Origin of the sequence: Bacillus sp. ISL-78, assembly GCF_018613455.1 — a bacterium.
Taxonomy (GTDB): Bacteria; Bacillota; Bacilli; order Bacillales; family DSM-1321; genus Peribacillus; species Peribacillus frigoritolerans.
Genome location: NZ_JAGGQC010000022.1, coordinates 198921 through 208200, shown reverse-complemented (window position 1 = coordinate 208200; position 9280 = coordinate 198921). Strand labels below are relative to the sequence as shown.

The window sequence follows — 9280 nt, the reverse complement described above, 5'->3', positions numbered from 1 at the left end:
AAGATGATCAGGTTGATAGGTCAGAGGTGGAAGCATGGTGACATGTGGAGCTGACTGATACTAATAGATCGAGGACTTAACCAACGCTTTTTAAAAAATGAAATACCTTCTTATTATCTAGTTTTGAAGGAATGAAAATTTCTTCTTGCATTTTCTCAAAAATACGTTATAATAATATATGTCTTGAAAAAATGTTAACATTGTTTGGTGACGATAGCGAAGAGGTCACACCCGTTCCCATTCCGAACACGGCAGTTAAGCTCTTCAGCGCCGATGGTAGTTGGGGGTTTCCCCCTGTGAGAGTAGGACGTCGCCAAGCAGGTTTCATATGGAGGATTAGCTCAGCTGGGAGAGCATCTGCCTTACAAGCAGAGGGTCGGCGGTTCGATCCCGTCATCCTCCACCATTTTACACCTGCCGGTGTAGCTCAACTGGTAGAGCAACTGACTTGTAATCAGTAGGTTGGGGGTTCAAGTCCTCTTGCCGGCACCATTTTTAAGATAGTACAAGCACGAGCCATTAGCTCAGTTGGTAGAGCATCTGACTTTTAATCAGAGGGTCGAAGGTTCGAATCCTTCATGGCTCACCATTTATATGCGGGTGTGGCGGAATTGGCAGACGCACCAGACTTAGGATCTGGCGCCGCAAGGCGTGGGGGTTCAAGTCCCTTCACCCGCATGTTCGCGGAAGTAGTTCAGTGGTAGAATACAACCTTGCCAAGGTTGGGGTCGCGGGTTCGAATCCCGTCTTCCGCTCCACTTTTCGTATGTGCCGGGGTGGCGGAACTGGCAGACGCACAGGACTTAAAATCCTGCGGTAGGTGACTACCGTACCGGTTCGATTCCGGTCCTCGGCACCATCATAAATATGCGCCCGTAGCTCAATTGGATAGAGCATCTGACTACGAATCAGAAGGTTGTAGGTTCGACTCCCGCCGGGCGCACCATGTTTTTATCGGGAAGTAGCTCAGCTTGGTAGAGCACTTGGTTTGGGACCAAGGGGTCGCAGGTTCGAATCCTGTCTTCCCGACCACGTGATTTTTAATGAATGGGGCCTTAGCTCAGCTGGGAGAGCGCCTGCCTTGCACGCAGGAGGTCAGCGGTTCGATCCCGCTAGGCTCCACCATTTTTCAATCAGAAACTTATATTATATTGGCGGTGTAGCTCAGCTGGCTAGAGCGTACGGTTCATACCCGTGAGGTCGGGGGTTCGATCCCCTCCGCCGCTACCAATAAATATAAGGACCTTTAGCTCAGCTGGTTAGAGCAGACGGCTCATAACCGTCCGGTCGTAGGTTCGAGTCCTACAAGGTCCACCATATTCATTTTTTAAAAGCCGTGGAGGTATACCCAAGTTCGGCTGAAGGGATCGGTCTTGAAAACCGACAGGGGAGTCAAATCCCGCGGGGGTTCGAATCCCTCTACCTCCTCCATTTTTTTCTAAAAGCAGCGAGTTGTTTTAAAACAACCTTACATAAAGGATGCGGACGAAACAATATTCACGAAAACTTGATGCGAATCGTTTCATTATTACCGTCGCGGGGTGGAGCAGTCCGGTAGCTCGTCGGGCTCATAACCCGAAGGTCGCAGGTTCAAATCCTGTCCCCGCAATTATTAGGTCCCGTGGTGTAGCGGTTAACATGCCTGCCTGTCACGCAGGAGATCGCGGGTTCGATTCCCGTCGGGACCGCCATTATTTAAATTGAATACATATGTGGCTCAGTAGCTCAGTCGGTAGAGCAAAGGACTGAAAATCCTTGTGTCGGCGGTTCGATTCCGTCCTGAGCCACCATATCTTACAAAATTACGGCGATTGTGGCGAAGTGGTTAACGCACCTGATTGTGGTTCAGGCATTCGTGGGTTCGATTCCCATCAGTCGCCCCATTTCGCGGGTGTAGTTTAGTGGTAAAACCTCAGCCTTCCAAGCTGATGATGAGGGTTCGATTCCCTTCACCCGCTCCAAATATGGGCCTATAGCTCAGCTGGTTAGAGCGCACGCCTGATAAGCGTGAGGTCGATGGTTCGAGTCCATTTAGGCCCACCATATTCATATTGTTCCGCAGTAGCTCAGTGGTAGAGCATTCGGCTGTTAACCGAACGGTCGTAGGTTCGAGTCCTACCTGCGGAGCCATGGGGAAGTACTCAAGAGGCTGAAGAGGCGCCCCTGCTAAGGGTGTAGGTCGCGCGAGCGGCGCGAGGGTTCAAATCCCTCCTTCTCCGCCAGTTGGCCCGTTGGTCAAGCGGTTAAGACACCGCCCTTTCACGGCGGTAACACGGGTTCGAATCCCGTACGGGTCATAACAAAAAAGGAAGCATACATTCATGTATGCTTCTTTTTTTTATTTTTTTTCCTTGATATAACCATCTTTTTGTTTATAGGGAATGTCTCCAAGTTGGGATTCTATATTTTCTTCTTTCAGGGTTTCTTCATATGCCTTTTGCTTTTTGTTCGGTATATCCACTCTCGCTTTTCCTTCGATATCATTTGCGGCAAATCCTTCATAGTCTTCAGGAAATCCATCCGTTTCATCCTCGTTTTTATAAAGATCATTGTAATTGTCATGATCGCCGGTATAATCAGATGGCGTTTCTGATGTACCAAATTTGGCCACTTCACCAAAGCTATCTTCTTTAGCCGCCATTTCGATTCCATGACGATTTTCAAAATGATCACCCTTGGATGGAATCAGTATATCCTCTTCCACTGGCCTGTCTTGTGAAAGCTTTCGTTCTGGGGCATGCTCGACACAGTAGAGGGTGCTTGGGATCGCTTCAAGCCTCTCGATGGGGATTTCCTTATTGCAGGTTTTACAATGGCCATATGCTCCTTCTTCCATGGCCTTCAAAGCTTCATCGATTTTCTCCATTTCGGATTGTGCATGCTCATCGAGCGCTTGATTCCGTTCCATCTCGAATAATTCCGTCCCTAGGTCAGCAGGATGATTATCATAGGATGATAATTCACCTACGGATTCCGTCTGGCTTTTATCCAGAACGGATTGTTCATCATTTTGAATTCTATTACATAGCTCATTTTTTTCCTGAAGCAGTTCTTTTTTGAATTTTTGCGTTTGTTGTTTCGTTGCCATATTAAATTCACTCCTTCTAAAGTCCAAATCTCTTTTTATATTGGTAAGGTGGTTGTATTATCTATTAATCTATTACCCGAATCTGAAGGTAGGAAAACAATATGGTGCGGAAGATAGAAAAAAGGACTGAGCGGATGGGCTCAGTCCCCGGAGATTATATAAGATAGCTGATGAATAATCCAATGGCCATGAGTAAGCCAAAGAAGGTGTTCGTTTGGGCAGTGGCTTTCATTGCCGGCACCATCGTGATCGGCTGTGTTTTACCTACGAAGCCTTTTATTGCGGCCATGGCCTTCGGTATGCTAAGGAAGGCAAGGAGAATCCAAGCCGTAACGTTTCCGGTAAGAACGAGCCCAACAAGCCATAGATAAGAGAAAGCGAACATGATTGCCATGAATGTCAGGGCGTTTTTCCTGCCCATCACGACTGGCATCGTTTTGCGGCCATGTGCCTTATCCCCATCATGATCACGAAGGTTATTGGATAAGTTGATCAGCCCTACCAGTATCCCACTTGGAATGGCAATTAAGATGGCTGTTGAAGAAACATCACCGGTTTGAATGAAAAAGGCGATCAGGATTATCAAAAAGCCCATGAACAATCCAGAAAAAAGTTCCCCGAACGGTGTATATGAAATGGGCAGGGGACCGCCTGTATAAAGGTAGCCGACAAGCATGCAAACGAGGCCTACTGCAGCAAGCCACCAAGATGATGCGGCACAGATATAGATTCCGATGATCAAGGCGATGGCATACATGCCAAGGGCCAAGTTCATGATTAGTCTGGGGGTCATCCCATGACGGACGATCCCGCCTCCGATGCCTACGGATTCCTCCGTATCCAGGCCTCTCTTGAAATCATAGTATTCATTGAATAAATTGGTTGCAGCTTGAATCAGGATACTTGCAATCATCATGGCAGCGAATAGTAACCAATTCACTCCATCTTCCAAAAGTGCAATCACAGTTCCAAGTAAGACCGGGACAAAAGCTGCGGTTAGTGTATGTGGACGAATTAACTCCCACCAAATCTTCCAGGTCCGTTTAAGGGGAAGTCCGTCGTATTCTGTTTGCATTATTTCTCTCCTCAAAATCATTATTGGTTCTCTCGAAATTATAACAAATATTGAAATGTTGCACAAAAGGTTAACCTAATAAATGCAGGAAAAGTGGGTATGGGTGTAATTGAAATTCATGGGTGATGCATTTCCAAAATCAAGGGTATTTCTCTACATTCGCTAAGATTCATATAATAAGGAAAAAAGCAGGGAAGAATCGTTGGTGAAAGGGGCGTTTTATTGACATGAGGTTCAAGGGAGGTGTATCTTTAAATAGGTTAAATAGCTTTTAAAATGTACACTTGGGGGGATTTTTTTGGCTATCTCAGAGGAAACTGAACAGTTTCAGGGACTGGCTTCAGCTATAAAAAAGGCGAAGGACTTGAATGATCAAGTTCTATTCAGTCATATTAAGAAGATTAAATGCAACAACCCCCTTTCATTTTATCAAGCTGGAAGAGAACGGTATGCAGGTGAACGCTTTTTCTGGGAGGACCCTGCAAAGGAAATAACCATCACCGGTTTAGGCAATGTTAAGAAACTCAAAGCGGCATCGAATGCCGAACGTTATAGAGAAGTCGAAAAGAGCTGGATCAAACTGCAGATTGATGCTGTCAAAACAGGAGTGACCGATGTAGAAGCGACAGGTCCTTTACTGTTTGGGGGCTTTTCTTTTGATTATGAAACTGACAGTACGCTCCTTTGGAATCAGTTCGGGGACAACCTGTTTTATATACCTGCCTTCATGCTGTCAATAGTGGGGAAACAAGCTTACTTAACGACAAACTTACTTTGTTCGCCTGATGATTCAGAAAAACTCTTCATAGATATGATAAATGAACGGGAAGCTTTCCTCTTCGAAAGCTTGGATGGCAATGGATTGAATGCAAATTCCCTTGTTATGCAGAGGGAAGTCGAACCAGAGGAATGGAAGCGGACGGTCGCAGAGGCTGTTCAGGAAATCAAGACGACAGATCTCGACAAGATTGTTTTGGCAAGGGAGCTTCGACTTGGTTTTGAACGTTCCATCGATTCAGGGAAAGTGCTTGAACAATTGATTGCTGAGCAGCCATTGAGTTATATTTTCAGTTTGGAGGCTGGTGGTGACTGTTTTGTCGGTGCCACTCCCGAACGTTTAATTAAGAAACAGGGAAATGAAGTTTTTTCTACCTGTCTTGCCGGATCGATGCGGCGAGGGAAAGATGAGCAAGAAGATGTTTGTCTTGGTGAAGAATTGCTTCATGACCAAAAGAATTTACAAGAGCATCAATATGTCGTGTCGATGATATCCAATGCTTTTGATTCTGTATGCGAAAAGGTGATGGTCCCGGCCGAACCGACACTTATGAAAAACCGTCATATCCAGCATTTGTACACACCGGTTTGCGGTATATCCAAGGAAGGTGTCACGATTTTTGAATTTGTCGAGAACCTCCATCCCACACCTGCCATGGGCGGACTTCCAAAAGAAAAGGCTGTTGTCCGGATTCGGGAATTGGAAGGTCTGGAACGCGGGTTTTATGCGGGTCCTTTAGGCTGGGTGGATACGTATGGGAACGGGGAATTCGCTGTAGGGATACGTTCTGCCCTGATACAGAACAATGAGGCATCGCTCTTTGCCGGATGCGGAGTTGTGGAAGATTCGACACCCGAAAGTGAATTCCGGGAAACGGGGATTAAATTCAATCCGATGTTAAGTGCTTTAGGAGGAAATCTTAATGAATGACCGAGATGCATTGACAGCGTATGCTGCTTCATTCGTCGATGAGCTTGCACAAAATGAGGTGGGACATGTGGTGGTGAGCCCAGGTTCACGATCCACGCCCCTGGCTTTGCTGCTAGCGGAAAATCCTGATATTGAAATTCATATTAATGTGGATGAGCGTTCGGCTGCTTTTTTTGCCCTTGGTTTGGCTAAGGCTTTAAAAGAACCTGTCGGACTTCTTTGTACGTCCGGTACAGCCGCTGCAAACTATTACCCAGCCGTCATCGAGGCTTTCTATTCAAGAGTGCCGCTTATTGTACTTACCGCTGACCGTCCGCATGAATTGCGTGATGTCGGAGCCCCGCAGGCAATCGATCAGATACACCTTTACGGGAGACATGTAAAATGGTTTGTCGAAATGGCACTTCCTGAAAGCACGGATGGGATGATGCGGTATGCCAGAACGGTCGGTGCAAGGGCAGTGGCTACAGCGGCCGCTGAACCGGCAGGGCCTGTACATTTGAATTTCCCGCTTCGGGAACCATTGATTCCGGACCTGGACCAAGCAAAGGAGTACCGGCAAAATAAAAGGAAGCCTTCAGTGTTGATTGACAGTGGAGAACGGTCATTGTCCGCATCACAAGTAGAAGCGGTTGCAACTACATTGTCAAAAGCTAAGCAAGGTATCATTGTATGTGGCGAATTACCGCATCCAGAGATGAAGGAAGCCATTGTCGCATTAGCGAAAAAACTTGCTTTTCCGGTACTGGCTGATCCCCTTTCACAGTTAAGGAGCGGAAGGCATGATAAAGCCGTCATCATTGATGCGTACGATACGTTTCTGCGCGATGAAACGGCAAAAGAGGCGTTCAGGCCGGAAGTGATCTTGCGATTCGGGGCAATGCCTGTTTCTAAACCGTTATTGTTATTCATGAAAAAGCAAAAACAGGCGATTACTTTGGTCGTCGATGGCGGAGCAGGCTGGAGGGAACCAGCCGGTTTGGCAACGAATATGATTTACAGCGAAGAGAAAGATTTTTGTCTGCGAATAGCTGAAAGCATTACTTCTTCCCCTGATGATGAATGGCTTCGCTTATGGCAAACCGTCAACGGAGCGACGAAGGATGCCTTAGCCTCCGTAAGGGATGAAGCGGAGTTAAGCGAAGGCAAGCTGTTCGCCTTGCTTGCTGATATGATGCCATTGGAGTCGACGTTATTTGTCGGGAATAGTATGCCTATACGAGATTTGGACACTTTCTTTTTGAATAATGAAAAAGGAATCCAAACCATTGCCAATCGCGGGGCGAATGGTATCGATGGTGTCGTTTCCACTGCACTTGGCGTGAGCACGGTATCGAAAAATACGGTGCTGGCAATCGGGGATTTAAGCTTTTTCCATGATATGAATGGCTTGCTTGCAGCAAAACTTCAAAAACAAAATATCACGATTTTGCTGGTTAATAATGATGGCGGCGGCATTTTTTCCTTCTTGCCGCAGTCAAATGAGAGGGAACATTTCGAAACGCTATTCGGCACGCCTCATGGGCTTGATTTTTCACATACTGCCCAGCTTTATGGCGGTAAATACAACAAGGTGCAAAATTGGGATGAGTTCAAGAAGGTATTTACAGAGTCGTTCGAAATCCAAGGTCTGAAAATCATCGAAGTACCGACAGAAAGAGAGTCCAATTTACAAAAGCATCGAAATTTGTGGAGCTTTGTTTCCCAGGAAATAAAAATGGTGTTAGACAGGGAAATATCATGAATATTGTCAGCAAGGATGTCAATTATGCTGTTGAAATAACGGGAAATGGGGATCCTCTTGTACTTTTGCATGGATTTACGGGAAATCGGGATACATGGAAATTTCTCATCCCGCTACTGAGTGACAGGTATACGCTGATCATGGTCGACATCATCGGACATGGCATGTCTGCGTCACCAGCCGATCATCGAAGGTATGAGCTGGAAAATGTGGCTGAGGATATCAAGTATATTTTGGATGTGTTACATTTCCCGAAAGCCCATATTCTTGGATACTCGATGGGCGGAAGGCTCGGATTGGGATTTGCCTGTTTGTATCCTGAATATGTTGATACACTGATACTGGAGAGTGCATCACCAGGTCTTTTAACAGAAGAGGAACGGGAAATCCGAAGGGGAAATGATCGGAAGCTTGCCGAACGGATTCTTGCAAACGGCATGGAAGCGTTTGTGGATCAATGGGAAAACATCCCGCTGTTTGAAAGCCAAAAACGGTTGTCGGCCAAAACCAGGTCAGCCATTCGGGAGCAGCGGTTGGCCAATGACCCTGCCGGCCTTTCCAATAGCCTCCTTGGCATGGGGACCGGCAGTCAGGCTTCTTACTGGGAACAACTGCAAACCCTTGATTTCCCGGTGCTCCTTTTAACCGGTGAACTTGACCATAAGTTTTGTCGAATAGCGGACTCGATGAAAAAAAAGCTGAAGCGCGCCGAATGGAAAATAATAAATGATGCGGGACATGCGATTCATGTGGAAGTTGGAGAAAAGTTTGGTAAAATAATAAGTGAGTTTTTAAAGCGAAATATAGGGAGGAATTAATGTGACGATTCAATGGGAAACAATACGTGAATATGATGAGATTTTATATGAAAAATATAACGGGATTGCGAAAGTGTCCATCAATCGACCGCATGTACATAATGCATTCACGCCAAAAACGACTGCTGAGATGATTGATGCATTCGCAAGGGCGCGTGATGATTCCAGCATTGGTGTCATTATTTTAACAGGTGTAGGCGGCAAAGCATTCTGTTCAGGCGGAGACCAAAAAGTTCGCGGAAATGGCGGATATGTGGGTGAAGATAACATTCCGCGTCTAAATGTTCTTGATTTGCAACGTTTGATCCGCGTCATTCCAAAACCGGTCGTAGCCATGGTGGCAGGATATGCAATTGGCGGAGGTAATGTCTTGAACGTGGTATGTGATTTGACGATTGCTGCTGACAATGCAATTTTCGGACAAACTGGACCGAATGTTGGAAGCTTTGATGCTGGTTATGGTTCTGGCTACCTTGCACGTATCGTGGGTCATAAAAAGGCGCGTGAAATCTGGTACCTATGCCGTCAATACAATGCACAGGAAGCATTGGATATGGGATTGGTCAACACGGTCGTGCCTTTAGACCAATTAGAAGCGGAAACGGTTAAATGGTGTGAAGAAATGCTTGAGAAGAGCCCGACTGCACTTCGTTTCTTGAAAGCGGCAATGAACGCCGATACGGATGGCCTTGCAGGTCTTCAACAATTGGCTGGTGACGCTACACTTCTATACTATACAACAGAAGAAGCAAAAGAAGGCCGCGATGCATTCAAAGAAAAACGCACTCCGGACTTTGGGCAATTCCCTCGTTTCCCTTAATGAAGCGCGTGAATCGATGAGACTGAC

At 46.3% G+C, this 9280-nt stretch carries 6 protein-coding genes, 21 tRNA genes and 2 rRNA genes; 27 read left to right on the top strand and 2 right to left on the bottom strand.

Going from position 1 to position 9280, the window contains the following annotated elements:
- The 23 genes from J7I96_RS20400 to J7I96_RS20290 form a co-directional block, all read left to right on the top strand.
- Positions 1-84, top strand: a 23S ribosomal RNA gene (locus tag J7I96_RS20400); the annotation flags it as partial.
- A 119-nt stretch (positions 85-203) separates the two neighbouring features.
- Positions 204-319 (top strand): 5S ribosomal RNA (rrf, locus tag J7I96_RS20395).
- Between the two features lie 11 nt (positions 320-330).
- Positions 331-406 (top strand) — tRNA-Val (locus tag J7I96_RS20390).
- A 10-nt stretch (positions 407-416) separates the two neighbouring features.
- Positions 417-492, top strand: a tRNA-Thr gene (locus J7I96_RS20385).
- Positions 493-513: 21 nt separating this feature from the next.
- Positions 514-589, top strand: a tRNA-Lys gene (locus tag J7I96_RS20380).
- Positions 590-596: 7 nt separating this feature from the next.
- Positions 597-678 (top strand) — tRNA-Leu (locus J7I96_RS20375).
- Positions 679-683: 5 nt separating this feature from the next.
- Positions 684-758 (top strand) — tRNA-Gly (locus J7I96_RS20370).
- Between the two features lie 12 nt (positions 759-770).
- Positions 771-859: transfer RNA gene (locus J7I96_RS20365), tRNA-Leu, on the top strand.
- 10 nt (positions 860-869) lie between these two features.
- Positions 870-946, top strand: a tRNA-Arg gene (locus tag J7I96_RS20360).
- 9 nt (positions 947-955) lie between these two features.
- Positions 956-1032, top strand: a tRNA-Pro gene (locus J7I96_RS20355).
- 17 nt (positions 1033-1049) lie between these two features.
- Positions 1050-1125 (top strand) — tRNA-Ala (locus tag J7I96_RS20350).
- 28 nt (positions 1126-1153) lie between these two features.
- A tRNA-Met gene (locus J7I96_RS20345) sits at positions 1154-1230 on the top strand.
- Between the two features lie 10 nt (positions 1231-1240).
- A tRNA-Ile gene (locus tag J7I96_RS20340) sits at positions 1241-1317 on the top strand.
- Between the two features lie 21 nt (positions 1318-1338).
- Positions 1339-1431, top strand: a tRNA-Ser gene (locus tag J7I96_RS20335).
- A 104-nt stretch (positions 1432-1535) separates the two neighbouring features.
- A tRNA-Met gene (locus J7I96_RS20330) sits at positions 1536-1609 on the top strand.
- A gap of 6 nt (positions 1610-1615) precedes the next feature.
- Positions 1616-1691: transfer RNA gene (locus J7I96_RS20325), tRNA-Asp, on the top strand.
- A 23-nt stretch (positions 1692-1714) separates the two neighbouring features.
- Positions 1715-1790 (top strand) — tRNA-Phe (locus J7I96_RS20320).
- 17 nt (positions 1791-1807) lie between these two features.
- Positions 1808-1883, top strand: a tRNA-His gene (locus J7I96_RS20315).
- A 4-nt stretch (positions 1884-1887) separates the two neighbouring features.
- Positions 1888-1961: transfer RNA gene (locus J7I96_RS20310), tRNA-Gly, on the top strand.
- A 5-nt stretch (positions 1962-1966) separates the two neighbouring features.
- Positions 1967-2043: transfer RNA gene (locus J7I96_RS20305), tRNA-Ile, on the top strand.
- 12 nt (positions 2044-2055) lie between these two features.
- A tRNA-Asn gene (locus J7I96_RS20300) sits at positions 2056-2130 on the top strand.
- Position 2131: 1 nt separating this feature from the next.
- A tRNA-Ser gene (locus tag J7I96_RS20295) sits at positions 2132-2222 on the top strand.
- 3 nt (positions 2223-2225) lie between these two features.
- Positions 2226-2297 (top strand) — tRNA-Glu (locus J7I96_RS20290).
- Positions 2298-2338: 41 nt separating this feature from the next.
- Here J7I96_RS20290 and J7I96_RS20285 read toward each other — a convergent pair.
- Entirely contained in the window at positions 2339-3088 is a 750-nt protein-coding gene (locus J7I96_RS20285) for a TraR/DksA C4-type zinc finger protein (protein ID WP_214925295.1), read from the bottom strand.
- 154 nt (positions 3089-3242) lie between these two features.
- Entirely contained in the window at positions 3243-4163 is a 921-nt protein-coding gene (locus tag J7I96_RS20280) for a 1,4-dihydroxy-2-naphthoate polyprenyltransferase (protein ID WP_214774108.1), read from the bottom strand.
- 298 nt (positions 4164-4461) lie between these two features.
- Here J7I96_RS20280 and J7I96_RS20275 point away from each other — a divergent pair, with 298 nt between their 5' ends.
- The 4 genes from J7I96_RS20275 to menB are packed head-to-tail and all read left to right on the top strand — an operon-like array spanning position 4462 to position 9253.
- Positions 4462-5871, top strand: a complete 1410-nt coding sequence (locus tag J7I96_RS20275; protein ID WP_214925287.1) for an isochorismate synthase — start codon at positions 4462-4464, stop codon at positions 5869-5871.
- Complete coding sequence (gene menD / locus J7I96_RS20270) at positions 5864-7615, top strand: 2-succinyl-5-enolpyruvyl-6-hydroxy-3-cyclohexene-1-carboxylic-acid synthase (RefSeq protein WP_214925286.1); 1752 nt, start codon at positions 5864-5866, stop codon at positions 7613-7615. Before J7I96_RS20275 ends, menD begins: the two co-directional genes overlap by 8 nt.
- Positions 7612-8433, top strand: coding sequence for a 2-succinyl-6-hydroxy-2,4-cyclohexadiene-1-carboxylate synthase (menH, locus tag J7I96_RS20265; protein WP_214774103.1), 822 nt, complete (start codon positions 7612-7614; stop codon positions 8431-8433). The genes menD and menH overlap by 4 nt, the downstream gene beginning before the upstream one ends.
- Positions 8434-8440: 7 nt before the next feature.
- Positions 8441-9253 carry a 1,4-dihydroxy-2-naphthoyl-CoA synthase gene (gene menB / locus J7I96_RS20260; protein ID WP_370029151.1) on the top strand — a complete coding sequence of 271 codons (813 nt, stop codon included), beginning with the start codon at positions 8441-8443 and terminating at the stop codon, positions 9251-9253.
- Positions 9254-9280: the final 27 nt, after the last annotated feature.